This window comes from Litoreibacter ascidiaceicola (assembly GCF_900129235.1).
GTDB classification, from domain to species: Bacteria; Pseudomonadota; Alphaproteobacteria; order Rhodobacterales; family Rhodobacteraceae; genus Litoreibacter; species Litoreibacter ascidiaceicola.
This window is the reverse complement of record NZ_FQUV01000004.1, coordinates 273564-289931: the sequence shown is the minus strand read 5'-3', so window position 1 is coordinate 289931 and position 16368 is coordinate 273564. Positions and strand designations below refer to the sequence as shown.

Below are 16368 nucleotides of genomic sequence, written 5' to 3'. Positions count from 1 at the left end.
CGCGCGGGTGGGTGGGCCGAGGCCGCAGGCGAGGTCAGCCGCCCGTGCCCGGGGCCACCGCCGCCTCTATTCTCAACGTCGTCTCCAAGGTTTTTCGCCCTTCCAAAGCCGAGACCAACGGCGCTGCTTTACCTGCGCAAACCTGCGCGAAATGCTCCAGCTGCGCCACCAGCGGTACATTGGGCGCGACGCCATGCTCCGCGCGTTGAGGCTCCTGCGACCAGTCCGCCGCCCCCGACCAGACAGTCAGCGACGGGAAAGCGACAGCCCCTTCGGTGCCGCAAATACGCAGGTAATCCTCGCCCGTGGTCGCGATATTCGGGTTCTCCCCCGTCCCCGCCTCGAAGCTGTAGGGCGATGCCGTGGTGTCGGCGAAACTGATGCTCGCCGCCAATCCGCCGTCAAACCCCAGAAGCGCCGTACCGCTTTCCACCCGCGCCGCCCCGCGTTGCGCGTTGGAACCGATGCCATGCACGGAAGCGACCTCGCCGAACAAGTGCCGCAGCAGGTCGACCTCATGCACCAGATTTATCAGCACGGGCGAGCCGTCCGGCCCTGCCCTCCACGGAACGTCGAAATATGGATCGGGCTTTTTCAGCGCCCAGATCATCGACGCCAGAACTGGCGTCCCGATAGCGCCATCGTCCTGCATCTCTTTCAGCTTTGCCACCGCCGCGTGGTGGCGGCGGTGATGGCCCACAAGCGTCTGTACCCCTGCCCGCTCGGCTGCTGCAATGATCCGGTCGGCGGCGTCCAGCGAATGGGCCACAGGTTTTTCGATGAGCATATGCCACCCCCGCGCCGCAGCAGCCTCGGCGTGGTCCGCGTGTAGATGCGAGGGCGTGGCGATCACGATAGCATCGGCCTCCACATCCACCGCGTCGATGCTGTCGAAATGCGGCACATGGTCTTGCGTCAGTTGCGGGTCGATGACGCCGACCACGTCGACCTGCGGCATCTCCAGCGCATGCGCCAGATGCCGCGCGCCGATCAGACCTATGCCCGCAACCAGCAGCCGCACTACATCACCGCGCCGATCTGCCATGGGACGAACTCGAAGTCGCCCAAGCCCTGCGCCTCGGATTTGGACACTTCGCCAGAGGCCACCCTCAAGATCAGCTCGTATATCTCGCGGCCCTTCTCCTCCAACGACACGCCAGCGGTCAGCATGTCGCCTGCGTTCACGTCCATATCGTCGGTCATGCGTTTATACATCTCGGTGTTGGTGGAGACTTTGATGGTCGGGCTGGGCTTCGAACCGAAGGCCGAGCCGCGCCCTGTGGTGAACACCACCACCTGACAGCCGCCTGCGATCTGCCCCGTGACGGAGGCTGGATCGTAGCCGGGGCTGTCCATGAAAGTGAAGCCTTTGGCGGTTACCGGCTCCGCGTATTTATAGACGCCCGTCAGCGGTGAGGTGCCGCCCTTGGCCGCAGCCCCCAGCGACTTCTCAAGGATCGTGGTCAGCCCGCCTTTCTTGTTGCCGGGGCTTGGGTTGTTGTCCATGGAGCCTTTGTTGCGCTCGGTGTAGTCCTTCCACCACTCGATCAGGGCGATGAGTTTTTGGCCCACCTCGGGCGACATCGCGCGGCGGGTGAGCAGGTGTTCGGCCCCGTAGATTTCCGGCGTTTCCGCCAGCACGCCCGTACCGCCTTGGGCCGCGAGCAGGTCGCAGGCGTAGCCCAGCGCGGGATTGGCGGTGACACCCGACCAAGCGTCAGAGCCACCGCATTGCAGCGCGACCTTCAATTCCGACACAGGACACTCGCTGCGCGTCGCCTGATTGGCAATGGGCAGCATCGCCTCGACCTTCTTGATGCCCAGCTCAATGGTCTTTTGCAGACCCGCCACACCTTGAATGTTCATCACCTGAAACGTGTCATTTTGCTTCAGCCCATAGGCGTCCAGCAGCCAGTCGATCTGGTTCATCTCGCAGCCCAGGCCGACCATCAAAACCCCTGCGTGGTTCGGGTGGCGGGCGTAGCCCCACATGACGCGCTGCAAAGCCTCGAACCCGTCGCCGTCGCCTGCCATGCCGCAGCCGGTGCCGTGCACGAAGGCGCAGACGCCGTCGACATTGGGGTAGTCTTTCAAGCGCTCGGGCGTGAAGTAATCAGAGATGCGCCGCGCGGCGGTGGCGGAGCAGTTTACCGAGGTGACGATGGCGATGTAGTTGCGCGTGCCCACGGAGCCATTGTCGCGGCGGTAGCCCATGAAGGTGTCGCCCGTCGCGGGCATGACAGGGCGCATGTCGGTGCCGAACTCGTAATTCTGCGCGGTTGGCACGAAGTCGCAATTGTGGGTGTGAACATGATCGCCCGCCGCGATATCGGTCGAAGCCACCCCGATCATCTGCGCGTATTTGCGGATCTGCTCCCCGGCCCTGATGGGCCGTGTCGCGATCTTGTGGCCCGACGGGATCAGGCCGGTGGTGGTGACGTCCTCGACGGACACCCCCGCTTCCAAGGCACGGGTGGCGGTGACGACATTGTCGTCTGCGTCTAGGCGAATGGTATCTTTCATGGGGTCTACTTTCAGGCGCAATAAGGCGCGTCGGAGGTCCAGCGGTGAATGTCGATATGAGGCTCGGCGGCAAGGCGCGCGCGGGCGTCTTCCCACATGCTGCGCCATGCTTTCCAGTCGTGTAGCTCGGTTTCAGGGTTTGCACGGGAGCGAGCGATGAAGTCGGGAAAATGGCCGCGGCCCGTGGGCTGGCCGGATTTGTTGAAACGCAGATCGAACGACCAACGGATGCCTTGCGATGTGTTCGGCAGCGACGCATGCGGGACCAGCGGGTGGAACAGAACCGCGCAGCCGGATGGCACGGGCAGTGGCACTGCGCCCTCCTCGTCGATGAACTGATCCGCAATGGCGGTCTGCTTTTTCGGGCAATGGGGCAAGATATCTTGCGGGCCATTGAAGGGCTGCACCTTCAGGCAGCCGTTCTCGATGGTGGCGTCGGTGACGGCGAGCCAAACGGTGACCATGTCGGTCTGGTCAGCCTCCTCCAGGGCCACGGCGCGGTCCTGATGCCAGTCGGTGGAGGTGATATGCGCGCGTACCTCGTCGGCGTTCAACTCGGTCGCAGGGGGCTTGATGCGCACGTGCTGGATGGGATTGGAGGTGATCTCCGGCCCGATCAAATCCTCGACCATATCGAGCAGGCGGGCATGCGTTGCCATCTCGAACACGGCGGGGCCGAAATGCATTGGCGTGTCGGCGGCGATGCGGTCGCCCGGCAGGGAGATATCCATCGGCTGGAACCAGTCGCGGCCCGCGCGGTAGGCGGTGATGAGCTTGTCCTCGAAGCTGTGTGCCTCGGGCAAATCCCACTTCGCATAAAGGTCGCCCAGAAGCCCCGCATATTCCGCCCGCACACGGTCCAGCACGTCTTGCGGCACCACATCAGGGACGACCAGATAGCCGTCCCGAGTGTACGCAGCGATCTGGTCTGTGCTGAGCATGGTGCACTCCTATGGCAACAGGATCGAGACGATGGGTGGCCAGATCAGCAGCACCGACAGCGCGGCCATCTGGATGCAGATAAACGGCAGGAAGCCTTTGAAAATGTCGGTCAGCGAAATATGCGCCGGAGCCACAGACTTGAGGTAGAACGCGGCGGGGCCGAAGGGCGGCGACAGAAAGCTGACCTGCATGTTCATACAGAACACCACGCCGAACCAGATGGACAGGTGACGCGGGTTCAGCTCTCCGAAGATACCGATGTCCTCGATGGGCAGGCGCTGCACGATCGGCAGGAACACGGGGATGATCAGCAGCACGATGCCGACCCAGTCCATGAACGCGCCCATAAAGAGAAGGATCAGCATCATTAACAAGATGATGCCCATGCTTGGCAGGTCGGAGCCGACCACGAGATCCGCCACGAAGACCGGACCACCCGCGATGGTGTAGGCCCCTGCGAGGGCCGCGGCACCGATTGTCACCCAGATGATCGTGCCGGTGGATTTCAGCGTCCGCATCAGCGAGTCCCAGACCAGATCGAACGATGCCTCGCCGCGCAGAGCGGACATGACCAGCACGGCAACTGCGCCCATGCCAGCGGCTTCTGTGATGCCCGTGATACCCATGTAGATGGAGCCCAGAACCACGCCGATGATGATGATCGGCGGCACGAGGCCCTTGCCCATTTTCCAGCCCAGACGCGACCGCTCGCGACCGAAGACGAAGTAGCTCAGCAGCAGCGTTATCAGAACCGCGCCGCCGAACCATGGCGCGTAATCCATGGTGCCGAAGCGGATATCCGCACCGGTGTTGCCCGCATTCTGGCCGGAGAATTCGAAGAACAGCACGCGCAGCATGAAGAAGGCAGAGAAGCCCGATACGAGGCGCGACAGGAAGGCGAGGAACAGCATCAGCTTTTCGCGACCTCGCGGCTCGCCCTCAACCGGTGCCGGTAATGGCGCGTCTTCCGGTTTCAACTGGGTGCGCACGATGATGTAGATGATGATGAACGACGCCAGCATGAAGCCCGGCAGGAAGGACGCGGTGAACAGCGCCTTGATCGACGTCTCGGTAATCAAACCGTAAATGATGAGAACGATGGAGGGCGGGATCATCGTGCCGAGGCACCCCGACGCACAGATCGTGCCGATGGCGAGGTTCTGGTTATACCCCAGCCGCAGCATTTGCGGCAGCGCGATCAGGCCCAGAAGGACCACCTCGCCACCGATGATGCCCGACATGGCGGCCATGATCACGGCCATGATCGAGGTGACGATAGCAATGCCGCCGCGGGTGCGGTTCAGCCAGACGTTGAGCGAGGAATACATGTCCTTGGCAATGCCGGAGCGTTCCAGCAGGGACGCCATGAAGATGAACAGCGGGATGGATATGAGGACATAGTCCGTTAAAAGCCCATATATTTTCTGCGCCAGAATATTCAGCGGCCCCGAACCGGGTCTGCCCGTCAATATTCCGTCCCCGAAGGTGAACGGGTTGGCGAGCAGAGTGGGCTCGAACTTCATCACCAGCACCAGTGCGGCGAGGATGGCGGAGGCGAAACCGAGCGGCATGCCGATGGCCAGCAGGACCATCAGGCCCAGCATCAGGACCAGAGAGATTGTGCCGATATCCATTAGTCTTGCCCTGCCTTTGTATGTTGAACCGCGCTTCGGGTGACGTCCATGTCCCCGATGCCGTCGGCGCCGACGGCCTTTTTCAGGCGCTCGATCTCATCCGCGTCGATGTCATCGGCGGCGGAGTGCATCACCGGCTCGGCGTTCCAGTCCGAGAACAGGTTGACCACCGCCTGAACGGCCACCAATGCCACCACGATCAGCACCATGGGTTTCAGCGTCGCGGGGATGGGCGGATCGAAGGCCGTGCCGAAGGTCTCCCAGCGCATGAACTTGGTGAAGGCCTCGCCGTAGCCGCCATAGATCAGGAAGAAGGTGAAGGTGACGATCAGCAAGGTCGAGATCACGTCGCAAACCCGCTGCAGGCTGCGGGGCATCATATCGTAGAGCAGGAAAATGCGGATATGGCTGCGCTGCTGCATGGCGTAGAGCCCTGCGCACAGGAACACAAAACCCGCGAGCCAGAGCGATAGCTCGTTGGCCCACAGCGTCGGGGCCTCGAACACGTAGCGCAGCACCACCTCGAACATCATCACCGAGGTGAGCAGCACGACCAGCATCATGGTCACCCGACCGATGAAGACCGAGGAGCGGTCCGCGGCGCGCCAGCTTTCGAACTCCATCGGCGCGCGGCGCACGGTGCGTGCGCCGAAGACGAACAGGATCGGCACCGAAATCAAGGCGGTCCAGTCGATGATGTCGGCGTTGGGTGTCAGCGGGGTGTGCAGATTGGGGGTCAGGTCCAGCGAGGCGTAGAGCGCGGAAAGCTGATCGTTCGGACCGCCAAAATCGAGGATGAAGGCCGGCATGTGCCATGTCAGCCACGCGGCCGCCGCGATGAAGGCCAAAGGCATGACCCATTCGATCAGGCTGCCGGATTTCGGGTGTTGTGTCGCGTCGCTCATCTGTCCCCCCTATCGTTTTTGGAAACGGACCTCCTTGCCACGCCGTTGGACTGACGTGGATTGGAGACTTTGATTGTAATGATCAAACGTCAGGCCAAAATGTGAGGGAGGTCGCGGCGCGCGCGACCTCCCCCAAGGTTTTGGTCTTACTCGGACACAAGGCCCAGCTGGGTCAGGTAACCCATGTGGCTTTCAACCAGCGCTTTGGCTTCCGGCGTGGTCGCAAACTCGGGCCATGTGGCTTGAGCCGCCTTGCGGAACTCGGCCATATCTTCGTCACCCCAACGCGACAGGGTCACACCATTTGCGCGCAGTTCCGATGCGGATTCGGCGTTCAGCTTCTCGAAGGTCAGCGCGGTGCGCAGAGCCAGCGATTCCATGGCAACCTTCATGATGCGCTGATGTGCTTCCGGCATTGCGTCAAACACTGCTTTGTTACAAGCAAGGTGGTCGGACGGCATGGAGTGGAAGCCCGGGAAGTTGGCATATTTGGCAATGTCATACAGGCCCATGGACTTGTTGTTTGCCAGACCGGATGCGTCCGCACCGTCGATGATGCCGGTTTCCAGCGCGGTAAAGATCTCGGTGAAATCCATCACGATGGGCGACGCGCCCAGCTTCTCGAAGATCTTCGTTTCCATGCCGGGAGGGGAGCGGAACTTCCAGTTCTTGAAGTCCGCGACCTTGGCGATAGGCTTGGTCGAAGCAAAGCTTTCCTGACCATAAATCCACCAGCCGATCAGCTCCATGTCATATTTGTTGTAAAGCTGCGCTGCCGCGTCCAGACCGCCGCCGTAATACAGCCAGGACAACTGCTGGTAAGGCGTGTCGTAGCCGCCCATGATGTCGCCCACGAACTGGAAGGCAGGGTTCTTACCAGTCTGGTAGGCGCCGCCTGTCATGTCGCAATCCAGAATACCGGATGCAGCCGCGTCGAAGGTTTCCACCGACTTCACAACGGAGGAGGCGTAGAACATCTCGACTTCGATGGCGCCGCCGGACATGGCTTGGATGTTCTCCACATACTCGGTCGCGAGCTTGCCCGAAATCGATTCCGGAGCGTAGTGCGTTTGGATGCGGAGCTTGGTGGTCGCGTGGCCTTCAGCGACCGCGCCAGTGGCGAGCAGGGCCAAAGCCGCGACTGAGCTCGCGGCGGTGTTCAAAATCTTCATGGTGTCCTCCCAGACGAATATATTGTTTTCGCATTCCGGATCAGACGGAGGTCTTCCCCCAATGTTGACCCTGCGTCCAATGACCCTAGCAACCGAATCTGGCGCTGCCAACAAATATTCTATTTTTTCACAAATTTTGAAATTTTATTGCAATTTCAAAATTATTTGGGATAGCTTTGAGGTCAGCCCGACCGCGCAACTGGCATTCGCCGCGAAGCTGCGCTAGATCGGCCCCGAGCAGGAGAGCATTGATGACCACCACCGCGACAGTCCCGAAGATGGATACGCCTGCGATCTATGACGACCTTCACAGAAAACTGGTCACCGCGCAATTCGACCATGGCGAGAAGCTGAAATCCGAGGAGTTGCGCCACACCTACGGCTGCTCGGCCAACACCATCCGCGAGGTGCTGTTCAGGCTGTCCACCGTGGGGCTCGTGGCCTTCGAGGAGCAACGCGGCTTTCGCGCCCGACGCACCTCGCGTGAGCGCCAGCATGACCTGACGCAGTTCCGCATTTTGCTGGAGCAGGAAGGCGCTAGCCTGTCGATGAAACACGGCGACATCGAATGGGAAGCGCGGCTTTCGGCGGCGCATCACAAACTGAGCCATATCGAGGGCGAGGTCCGGCGCACGGGCTCTGTCGAGCATGTGCTGCCGCTTTGGTCGAACGCCGAATGGGAATTCCATGACACGCTGATTTCAGCCTGCAATTCGCCACTGCTGCGCGAGACCTACAAAACGATCTACGACCAGTTCCGCCAGCAGCTGGTGTCCCGCGCCAGCAATTACGGCTATTATGTCGACAATATCGAGGAGCATCGCGCGATCCTAGAAGCCGCCCTTGCCCGCGACGAGGCGCTTTGCCGCCAACACATCCACGACCACCTTGCGCGCAACATGATCAGCTAGGGCTGACCGTGCCTAGATTGGTCGTTTCAGGTCGTCATCGAGATAGACCTGAATGATCTCCTTGAAGCTGCTTTCCGCCTTGAAGCCTAACGCAAGGGCGCGCTCGGGTGCGAAATTGCGCGGCCAGCCTTCGACGATCTTCTGGATCACCGGATCGGGCTGTGGCTTGATCAGCTTCACCACGTCGTTGCCCGCCAGATCGCGCAGCGCCTCGATTTGTTCGGCCACGGTGCAGCTGACACCCGGCAGGTTCAGGGCGCGGCGATTTTGTAGCAGATCGGTGTCCAGCGTTGCGGCATGGGTCAGGAACCCCGTGGCGGAGCGCGGGCTGGCGTGCCAGTGGCGCGTGGTGTCGGCCACGGGCAGAATGGCCTCCTGCCCGTTCAGCGGCTCGCGGATAATGCCCGAGAAAAACGACGACGCGGCGGCGTTGGGTTTACCGGGGCGCACGCAGATGGTGGGAAGGCGGATGGATATGCCGTCGATGAAGCCCTTGCGGGAAAAGTCGGAGATCATGGTCTCGCAGATCGACTTTTGCGCGCCATAGCTGGTTTGCGGTGCGGACAGGAAATCGTCGCTGATCTTGTCGGGATACGGCCCGCCAAACACTGCGATGGACGAGGTGAAGACGATGCGGGGGCGGTAGCTTGGGTCCGCCTCATGCTCCGCTCGCAGCGCTTCGAGCAACTCCCAAGTCGGGTGCATGTTGATAGCCCAGCCCTTGGTGAAATCGGCCTCGGCCTCCCCCGACACGATGGACGCAAGGTGGAAGATCACATCGGGCTTGGTTTTGGCAAGGGTTTCGGGCGTGCCTGCATCGGCGATGGAGCCTTTGATCTGTGCGGCCCCCGCGACGGGGTCCGATGGGAACGCGATGTCGTGCAAAGTGATGTCGACCGGTTGGCCGTTCAATCCGTTTGCCGCGATGTGACGGGCCAGTTTCTGGCCGACCATGCCGCCGCCACCAAGGATGAGGGCCCTCATGCTGTCACCCCGTTGCGCTTGAGAAGCTCGAGGTAGAGGCCGGAATGGTCCTTGTCCGCGCCGTCCATGTTCTCGACGAAATCAGCGAAGCGGTCGCGGGTCATCTCGGCTGTGGGCAGTGTCAGGCTCAACTGGCCGCTTTCATTGAGCAGGTTGTCGAGATCCTTGAGCTGGAATTTGGACAGGCCGCCGGGGACGAAATTGCCTTCTGTCATCCGCTCGCCATGCTGTTGCAGAATGGTGCTGTCGGCGAAGCCGCCTTTGAGCGCGGCGCGCACGGCGGCGGGATCAGCACCACCTCTTTGGACGAGCAACATCGCCTCGGCGACGGCGGCGATGGTGACCGCCACGATCGCCTGATTGGCCAGCTTGGAGAGCTGGCCAGACCCTGTGGGGCCGACATGGACGGGGCGACCCATGGCCTTCAGAACTGGCGTGGCGCGGTCGAAGGCGTCCGCATCGCCGCCTGCCATGATCGCCAGCGTGCCTGCCTCCGCGCCCTTGGTGCCACCTGAGACGGGAGCGTCAAGATGCTGGAACCCAAGACCGGCCAAATGTGCGGCCTGCGTGCGCGCCTCTTCGGGCTTGGTGGAGGACATGTCGATCCAGAGCGCGCCCGGCTTCATGGCACCGGTGACGGCGGCGTCGGTGACGAGGCTGCCGACCGCAATGCCGTCCGACAGCATGGTGATGACGACATCCGCATCGGCCACCGCACCGGTGACCGTATCGTGCACGGTCGCCCCCGCCTCCGCGAGCGGTTCGGCCTTGCTGCGGGAGCGGTTCCAGACGGCCAGCGGGAAGCCCGCTTTTGCAATATTGCGCGCCATGGGAGCGCCCATCAGTCCGGTGCCAAGTAGCGCGATTTTGTGGTCTTGCATTGAGTTCCCCGTTCAGGCTTTGGATGGCTGTTTGCGGTAACACTAAGCCAAGGCTTCGCGTGTGAAAAGCATTGAAGCGGTCCGGATTTAATTCTAGGCATTGGCGAGTCGTGCCGCCCGTCTGCTCCGGGCGCTGCATCACAACTTGTCATTTCAGAAGGGATTTTCCGTGTCAAAACTTAGACTTATCGGAAAGCGGGCAATTATAACGGCCGCTGCGCAGGGTATCGGTCGCGCCTCGGCTTTGGCCATGGCCAATGAGGGCGCGAAGGTATTTGCCACCGATGTGAATGCCGAAGCGCTGGCCGGTCTGGCCCACGAAAACATCGAGACTTTCGTGCTGGATGTCCGGGACGCGGACTCGGTGAAAGACGGTGTGGCGAAGGTAAATCCTGACATATTATTCAACTGCGCAGGGTTCGTGCATCACGGCACCGCACTGGATGCCACCGATGCGGAATGGGACTTCGCGTTCGATTTGAATGTGCGGTCGATGTGGCGGATGATGCAGGCGGCGCTGCCGGGCATGCTGGAGCGCGGTGGCGGCTCGATCGTGAATATGTCGAGCGCTTGCTCCTCGATCATCGGAGCCCCGAACCGGTTCATTTATGGCACCACAAAAGCGGCGGTGATCGGGATGACCAAGTCGGTGGCCGTCGACTACATCACCAAGGGCATCCGGTGCAATTGCATTTGCCCCGGCACGGTGGAAAGCCCGTCTTTGGAGGAGCGCCTGCACGCGTTGGGCAAGCAGGTCGGCGGCTATGAAGAAGCCAAGAAGCAGTTTGTGGCGCGTCAGCCGATGGGCCGGATCGCGACTGCCGACGAAATTGCAGCGCTGGTCGTGTATCTGGCCAGCGACGAGAGCGGGTTCACGACAGGTCAGCCGCATATCATTGACGGCGGATGGTCTGGCTGAGGTCGGGAGTTTGAGTATTTGTGACCAAATGGAAACAAGGGTGTTGCTTCTGGCGGCGCGCGTTAACCTTAACGGGATGTGAAGATGGCGGATAAGTCAAAGCTAAGATCGCAGAAGTGGTTCAACAACCCTGACAACCAGGAAATGACCGCACTTTATCTGGAGCGGTATCTGAATTACGGGCTGACCCGAGAGGAGCTGCAATCGGGCAAGCCGATTATCGGGATTGCGCAGACCGGATCGGATTTGAGCCCGTGCAACCGGCACCATATCGAGCTGACCAAACGGGTTCGCGACGGGGTGATTGCGGCGGGCGGGACTGTGATCGAGATACCCGTGCATCCTATTCAGGAGACCGGCAAGCGGCCCACCGCAATGCTGGACCGAAATCTGGCGTATCTGTCTTTGGTGGAGACGCTGTTCGGCTACCCGATCGACGGTGTCGTGCTGAATATCGGCTGCGACAAGACCACGCCCGCGCTTTTGATGGCGGCGGCGACGGTGAACATTCCGGCGGTTGCCCTGAGCGTGGGGCCGATGCTGAACGGCTGGTTTAATGGCGAGCGGACCGGCTCCGGCACGATCGTGTGGAAGGCCCGCGAGATGCAAGCGGCAGGCGAGATCGACGATGACGGGTTTATGGATCTGGTGGCGTCCTCGACGCCGTCGGTTGGCTATTGCAACACCATGGGCACGGCCACCACGATGAACTCCTTGGCAGAAGGCTTGGGGATGCAATTGCCGGGGGCGGCGGCGATCCCTGCGCCCTATCGCGAGCGCGGGCAGATCAGCTACCACACCGGTCAGCGGATTGTGGAAATGGTGCATGAGGACTTAAGGCCATCTGACATCATGACCCGAGAAGCCTTTGAAAACGCTATTGTTATCAACTCGGCCATTGGGGGGTCGACCAACGCGCCGATCCATCTGAACGGGGTGGCAAAACACTTAGGCATCGAGCTAACAAATGACGACTGGCAGGGCATCGGCCACAAGGTCCCGCTGTTGGTAAACCTGCAACCGGCGGGCAAGTATCTGGGCGAGGATTACCATCGTGCGGGCGGCGTGCCTGCGGTGATCGGTGAGTTGCTGAAGGCGGGGTTGTTGCCACATCCGGACGCGGTGACTGCCAATGGCAAGACCATGGCCGAGAACTGCGATGGGGTTCTGACGGGCAATGACGACGTGATTTACTCGATTGATGCGCCGATGTTGAAAGATGCGGGCTTTATCAACCTGAAAGGCAACCTGTTCGATTCAGCTATCATGAAGACCAGCGTGATTTCTGAGGAATTCCGCACGCGGTATCTGTCAAACCCCGACGACCCTGACGCCTTCGAGGGCCGCGCGATTGTGTTCGACGGGCCGGAGGATTTCCACCACAAGATCGACGACGAGAGCCTTGCAATTGACGAGCATTGCATTCTGATCATGCGCGGCGCGGGGCCGAAAGGGTATCCGGGCGGTGCGGAGGTCGTGAACATGCGGCCTCCGGCCTATCTGCTGAAAAAGGGTATTCATGCCCTGCCCTGCGTGGGCGACGGGCGGCAATCGGGGACATCTGGGTCGCCGTCGATCCTGAACGCATCGCCCGAGGCGGCGGATGGTGGCGGTTTGGCCTTGGTGAAAACCGGCGACCGTGTTCGGATCGACCTGCGCAAATGCACCGCTGACATGCTGGTCGACGATTCCGAGCTGAAAGCACGCGCCGAGAAACTGGTGAACGGCTCCATCGCGGTGCCGGACAGCCAGACCCCGTGGCAGGAGATTTTCCGCGCCATGGTGCGTCCGTTCTCGGAAGGGATGACGCTGGAGGGTGCCACCAAATACCAAGACATCGCGCGCAAATATATGCCGCGTGACAACCATTAGGGAGATTTAAGATGAAACTAGTACGCTACGGAGATGTGGGCGAAGAGAAGCCCGGGATGATTGACGCAGACGGTGTGCTGCGAGATTTGAGCGCGCATGTGAAGGACATTGACGGCGCGCATTTGGGCGACGCGGTGCTGCATGCGTTGAGTGAACTAAATGTTGATCACCTGCCTGTTGTAGAAGGCAACCCGCGTATTGGCCCTTGCGTCGGGAACATCGGCAAGTTCCTGTGTATCGGCCTGAACTACTCGGATCACGCGGCTGAAACGGGTGCAGCTATCCCCGAGCATCCAATCCTGTTCTTCAAAGCCAATTCTGCCATTGTGGGGCCTTACGACGACGTGATGATGCCGCGCGGGTCGACCCATACCGACTGGGAGGTCGAGCTGGGTGTGGTGATCGGCAAGGAATGCAAATACGTCTCCGAAGCCGACGCGCTGGACTATGTGGCGGGCTATTGCGTGATCAATGACGTCTCCGAGCGGCATTTCCAGACACAACTGACCGGCCAATGGACCAAGGGCAAATCCTGCGACACCTTCGGGCCGACCGGCCCGTGGCTGGTGACCAAGGACGAAGTTGGCGACGTGCAGAACCTTGCCATGTCTTTGGACGTGAATGGCAAGCGCATGCAGACCGGTAACACCAATACGATGATCTTTACCGTAGCGCAGATCATCGAGCATTTGTCTGGCCTGATGACCCTGCATCCGGGCGATGTGATCACCACCGGCACTCCTCCGGGTGTGGGCATGGGGATCAAGCCGGAGCCGGTTTACCTCAAGAAAGGTGACGTAATGGAGTTGACCATTGAAGGCCTTGGGACGCAGCGCCAGTCCGTGGGCGAAGACGCATGAGCAACCCCGGCCTGTTAAAAATTGGCGGTGCGACGGAGAAGATGATGTCGCGCCTGACGCCGGAATTCACCATCCACGAGTTCTCCGAGATTTCGGATATGGATGCGTGGGCAAGTGAACATGGTGCCTCGGTTGAGGCGGTGATGACGAACGGCCATGACGGGGTTCCGCCTGCGGTTATGGCGGCGTTGCCAAATCTGAAAGCAGTGTCCGGCTATGGCGTCGGCTATGACGCGGTGGACACGGATGCCTGTGTGGCGCGGGGCATCAAGGTGTCGCATACGCCGAACGTGCTGAATGGCGAGGTGGCGAATACCACCTTGCTGCTGCTGCTCGCAGGTTTGCGCAACTTCCGCCATGACGAGGCGTGGGCGCGCTCGGGGGATTGGGAGGCCAAGGGCAACGCGCCGTTGTCGAACTCGCCCGATGGCAAGACCATCGGGATTTTAGGGCTGGGCCGCATTGGGCAGGAGATTGCCGACCGCTTGTCGGTGTTCAACCCGACCATCGTGTACCACACACGGACCAAGAAAGACGTGCCGTATAAGTATTACGCCGATCTGGTGGAGATGGCGAAAGCTTGCGACGTGTTGGTGTGCATCACGCCGGGTGGGCCGTCGACCAGCAAGATCGTGAACAAAGATGTGCTGGAAGCTCTGGGGCCAAAGGGCATGTTGATCAACGTCTCGCGCGGCTCGGTCGTGGACGAGGACGCTTTGATTGCGGCCTTGGACAGCGGCAAGCTGGGTCTGGCTGGCTTGGACGTGTTCGAGCGGGAGCCGCATATTCCTGACGCGTTGAAAGCGTCAGATCGCACGGTGCTGTTACCGCATGTAGGCTCCGCCACGCATGAGACGCGCGCGGCGATGGGCGCGTTGACGGTGGACAACCTGTTACAATGGAAGGCCGACGGCTCGATGAAGACACCTGTTCCGGAATGCGCGCATCTATGAAAATCACCTCGGTTCAGACGCGGCTATTTAATGTTCCACTGGACGAGGTGCTGGTGGATGCCAAGCATGGCGATCACCATTTTTTCCAACTGATCACCACGACGGTGCGGCTGGAAGATGGTTCCGAAGGGACGGGCTATACTTACACGGGCGGAAAAGGCGGCACCGCGATTGCCGCGATGATCCGCGACGACCTGACCCCGTTTCTGGTTGGCCAAGATGCGCGCGACGTTGAAGCGTTGTATGACGCCATGCAGTGGCACGTGCATTACGTGGCGCGGGGCGGGATCGCCTCTTTCGCCATTTCTGCGGTGGACATTGCGCTGTGGGATTTGCGGGGCAAATCGCGTGGCGAGCCATTGTGGAAAATGGCCGGTGGCGCGTCGGATAGATGCCGGGCCTATGGCGGCGGGATTGATCTGGGGTTTGCGCTGCCCAAACTGCTGGACAGTTTACAGGTGTTTCTGGACCGCGGGTTGAACGGAGTGAAGATCAAGATCGGGCAGCCGACATTGGCCGAGGATATTGAACGCATCGCGGCTGTTCGGAAGATGATCGGGCCGGATGTGGCTTTTGCGGTGGACGCCAATTATTCAATGAGCGTCGATCAGGCGATCGAGGCGGCCAATGCGTTCAAGCCGTTCGATCTGATGTGGTTCGAAGAGCCGACTATCCCCGATGATTACAAAGGCTTTGGTCGCATTGCGGAGGCGACAGGTATGCCCCTTGCGATGGGAGAGAACCTTCATACGATCCACGAGTTCGAATATGCGGTGGCCGATGCCAAGTTGACCTATCTGCAACCTGACGCGTCGAACTGCGGCGGGGTCACCGGATGGCTGCAAGTGGCCGCACTGTGCCACGAACACGGGATATCCCCCTGCTCGCACGGGATGCAGGAACTACATGTGAGCCTTGTGGCGGCCCAACCCGATGCGGGCTGGATCGAGATGCACTCGTTCCCGATCGAGCGCTACACAACTCGACCGGTTGTGATCGAGGACCACATGGCGGTGGCACCGAACACCGCTGGGACCGGAGTGGTCTTCGACTGGGACCAACTGACTCCATTTGAGCAAAAGTAAGCGACGGCGCCGCGATCTGACGCGGCACAAGCCCCCCGTCGTTGTCCCTGATTTGGCAACGCGCTGTTTCCATATCCGGCCCCCGATGCCCCAGAATTGCCTAATTCTTTTTGCACTAACTATTCCCAGATATTTGGCGTGAGACCCGCCGCAAAGTAACCCGTGAGGAATTGAACGATGCGTAAAATAGTAATGAGCTGCGCCGCATGTGCGCTTGCACTGACTGCTGGCATTGCCGGCGCAACCGGACTTAACGGCGACGACTCTTCCGGCCTTGGTGCCCAATTGGACGAGCGCCGTGTTGACATCAAAGGCGGCGTTTTCTTTCCTCCGATGATCTTGGCGAGCGCTGGTGAAGTGATCACCATCCGCAACGAGGAAGACACCGTGCATGACGCCACCGCGATTGACGGCAGCTGGACAACCGGCCCGATCCAACCCGGAGCCGTTGCAGAAGTCACTGTCGGCGCAGACATGTTCTTGTGCTTCAAATCGACTTATAACGAGGGATATAAAGGCGCGTTCGGGTCCGTAGAGACCGGCGAAGCCCCTGAGTGCTTCGAGCTGTCCGGCGCTGGCGATGGCAGCAACGACGGCCAGAACTAATCAAGTCTGATTGGTTTAACCACTCTGGAATGAGAAAAGGCCCTGCCGGGAACGGCAGGGCCTTTTACATTTCGGCGTGCTCATTGCGGAAGTGATGCATAAGAAAGGCCGCGCGGTCGTC

At 60.7% G+C, this 16368-nt stretch carries 16 protein-coding genes; 8 read left to right on the top strand and 8 right to left on the bottom strand.

Annotated elements, in window-relative coordinates; translation table 11 throughout:
- Positions 1–34: 34 nt before the first annotated feature.
- From BUB72_RS10305 to BUB72_RS10280, 6 genes are all read right to left on the bottom strand, one after another.
- Positions 35–1045, bottom strand: a complete 1011-nt coding sequence (locus BUB72_RS10305; RefSeq protein ID WP_073143595.1) for a Gfo/Idh/MocA family protein — start codon at positions 1043–1045, stop codon at positions 35–37.
- Positions 1021–2523 carry a UxaA family hydrolase gene (locus BUB72_RS10300; protein ID WP_073143593.1) on the bottom strand — a complete coding sequence of 501 codons (1503 nt, stop codon included), beginning with the start codon at positions 2521–2523 and terminating at the stop codon, positions 1021–1023. The genes BUB72_RS10305 and BUB72_RS10300 overlap by 25 nt, the downstream gene beginning before the upstream one ends.
- Positions 2524–2534: 11 nt before the next feature.
- Positions 2535–3464 (bottom strand): phytanoyl-CoA dioxygenase family protein, encoded by a 930-nt coding sequence (locus BUB72_RS10295; protein ID WP_073143590.1) that lies wholly within the window; start codon positions 3462–3464, stop codon positions 2535–2537.
- A gap of 9 nt (positions 3465–3473) precedes the next feature.
- Positions 3474–5099, bottom strand: a complete 1626-nt coding sequence (locus BUB72_RS10290) for a TRAP transporter large permease (RefSeq protein ID WP_073143588.1) — start codon at positions 5097–5099, stop codon at positions 3474–3476.
- On the bottom strand, positions 5099–6004 hold the full coding sequence (locus tag BUB72_RS10285) for a TRAP transporter small permease subunit (RefSeq protein ID WP_083588630.1): 906 nt from the start codon (positions 6002–6004) through the stop codon (positions 5099–5101). Before BUB72_RS10285 ends, BUB72_RS10290 begins: the two co-directional genes overlap by 1 nt.
- Positions 6005–6150: 146 nt before the next feature.
- Positions 6151–7176 carry a TRAP transporter substrate-binding protein gene (locus BUB72_RS10280; protein ID WP_073143586.1) on the bottom strand — a complete coding sequence of 342 codons (1026 nt, stop codon included), beginning with the start codon at positions 7174–7176 and terminating at the stop codon, positions 6151–6153.
- 61 nt (positions 7177–7237) lie between these two features.
- Here BUB72_RS10280 and BUB72_RS18825 point away from each other — a divergent pair, with 61 nt between their 5' ends.
- Both BUB72_RS18825 and BUB72_RS10275 read left to right on the top strand, forming a co-directional pair.
- The gene (locus BUB72_RS18825) at positions 7238–7402 is read left to right on the top strand and encodes a hypothetical protein (protein WP_175549148.1); all 165 of its coding nucleotides are present in this window, start codon (positions 7238–7240) and stop codon (positions 7400–7402) included.
- A gap of 25 nt (positions 7403–7427) precedes the next feature.
- Positions 7428–8087, top strand: a complete 660-nt coding sequence (locus tag BUB72_RS10275; RefSeq protein WP_245814795.1) for a GntR family transcriptional regulator — start codon at positions 7428–7430, stop codon at positions 8085–8087.
- Positions 8088–8099: 12 nt separating this feature from the next.
- Here BUB72_RS10275 and denD read toward each other — a convergent pair whose 3' ends face one another.
- Both denD and BUB72_RS10265 read right to left on the bottom strand, forming a co-directional pair.
- On the bottom strand, positions 8100–9071 hold the full coding sequence (gene denD / locus BUB72_RS10270; protein WP_073143584.1) for a D-erythronate dehydrogenase: 972 nt from the start codon (positions 9069–9071) through the stop codon (positions 8100–8102).
- Positions 9068–9952, bottom strand: a complete 885-nt coding sequence (locus BUB72_RS10265; RefSeq protein ID WP_073143582.1) for an NAD(P)-dependent oxidoreductase — start codon at positions 9950–9952, stop codon at positions 9068–9070. The genes denD and BUB72_RS10265 overlap by 4 nt, the downstream gene beginning before the upstream one ends.
- Positions 9953–10121: 169 nt before the next feature.
- Between BUB72_RS10265 and BUB72_RS10260 the strand changes: the two genes are divergently transcribed.
- From BUB72_RS10260 to BUB72_RS10235, 6 genes are all read left to right on the top strand, one after another.
- Positions 10122–10871 carry an SDR family oxidoreductase gene (locus BUB72_RS10260; protein ID WP_073143580.1) on the top strand — a complete coding sequence of 250 codons (750 nt, stop codon included), beginning with the start codon at positions 10122–10124 and terminating at the stop codon, positions 10869–10871.
- 84 nt (positions 10872–10955) lie between these two features.
- On the top strand, positions 10956–12743 hold the full coding sequence (locus BUB72_RS10255; RefSeq protein WP_073143578.1) for an IlvD/Edd family dehydratase: 1788 nt from the start codon (positions 10956–10958) through the stop codon (positions 12741–12743).
- 11 nt (positions 12744–12754) lie between these two features.
- The gene (locus BUB72_RS10250; RefSeq protein WP_073143576.1) at positions 12755–13603 is read left to right on the top strand and encodes a fumarylacetoacetate hydrolase family protein; all 849 of its coding nucleotides are present in this window, start codon (positions 12755–12757) and stop codon (positions 13601–13603) included.
- Complete coding sequence (locus BUB72_RS10245) at positions 13600–14556, top strand: 2-hydroxyacid dehydrogenase (protein WP_073143573.1); 957 nt, start codon at positions 13600–13602, stop codon at positions 14554–14556. The genes BUB72_RS10250 and BUB72_RS10245 overlap by 4 nt, the downstream gene beginning before the upstream one ends.
- Positions 14553–15641, top strand: a complete 1089-nt coding sequence (locus BUB72_RS10240) for a mandelate racemase/muconate lactonizing enzyme family protein (protein ID WP_073143571.1) — start codon at positions 14553–14555, stop codon at positions 15639–15641. The genes BUB72_RS10245 and BUB72_RS10240 overlap by 4 nt, the downstream gene beginning before the upstream one ends.
- 177 nt (positions 15642–15818) lie before the next feature.
- Positions 15819–16247, top strand: coding sequence for a cupredoxin domain-containing protein (locus tag BUB72_RS10235; RefSeq protein ID WP_139250656.1), 429 nt, complete (start codon positions 15819–15821; stop codon positions 16245–16247).
- Positions 16248–16368: the final 121 nt, after the last annotated feature.

What these genes read in the sequence shown, in the direction of transcription:
- BUB72_RS10300 (WP_073143593.1), bottom strand. Translation starts at nt 2,523, where the DNA reads ATGAAAGATACCATTCGCCTAGACGCAGACGACAATGTCGTCACCGCC.
- BUB72_RS10295 (WP_073143590.1), bottom strand. Translation starts at nt 3,464, where the DNA reads ATGCTCAGCACAGACCAGATCGCTGCGTACACTCGGGACGGCTATCTG.
- BUB72_RS10275 (WP_245814795.1), top strand. Translation starts at nt 7,428, where the DNA reads ATGACCACCACCGCGACAGTCCCGAAGATGGATACGCCTGCGATCTAT.
- BUB72_RS10235 (WP_139250656.1), top strand. Translation starts at nt 15,819, where the DNA reads ATGCGTAAAATAGTAATGAGCTGCGCCGCATGTGCGCTTGCACTGACT.
- BUB72_RS10290 (WP_073143588.1), bottom strand. Translation starts at nt 5,099, where the DNA reads ATGGATATCGGCACAATCTCTCTGGTCCTGATGCTGGGCCTGATGGTC.
- denD (WP_073143584.1), bottom strand. Translation starts at nt 9,071, where the DNA reads ATGAGGGCCCTCATCCTTGGTGGCGGCGGCATGGTCGGCCAGAAACTG.
- BUB72_RS18825 (WP_175549148.1), top strand. Translation starts at nt 7,238, where the DNA reads ATGTTGACCCTGCGTCCAATGACCCTAGCAACCGAATCTGGCGCTGCC.
- BUB72_RS10240 (WP_073143571.1), top strand. Translation starts at nt 14,553, where the DNA reads ATGAAAATCACCTCGGTTCAGACGCGGCTATTTAATGTTCCACTGGAC.
- BUB72_RS10305 (WP_073143595.1), bottom strand. Translation starts at nt 1,045, where the DNA reads ATGGCAGATCGGCGCGGTGATGTAGTGCGGCTGCTGGTTGCGGGCATA.
- BUB72_RS10245 (WP_073143573.1), top strand. Translation starts at nt 13,600, where the DNA reads ATGAGCAACCCCGGCCTGTTAAAAATTGGCGGTGCGACGGAGAAGATG.
- BUB72_RS10265 (WP_073143582.1), bottom strand. Translation starts at nt 9,952, where the DNA reads ATGCAAGACCACAAAATCGCGCTACTTGGCACCGGACTGATGGGCGCT.
- BUB72_RS10285 (WP_083588630.1), bottom strand. Translation starts at nt 6,004, where the DNA reads ATGAGCGACGCGACACAACACCCGAAATCCGGCAGCCTGATCGAATGG.
- BUB72_RS10250 (WP_073143576.1), top strand. Translation starts at nt 12,755, where the DNA reads ATGAAACTAGTACGCTACGGAGATGTGGGCGAAGAGAAGCCCGGGATG.
- BUB72_RS10255 (WP_073143578.1), top strand. Translation starts at nt 10,956, where the DNA reads ATGGCGGATAAGTCAAAGCTAAGATCGCAGAAGTGGTTCAACAACCCT.
- BUB72_RS10280 (WP_073143586.1), bottom strand. Translation starts at nt 7,176, where the DNA reads ATGAAGATTTTGAACACCGCCGCGAGCTCAGTCGCGGCTTTGGCCCTG.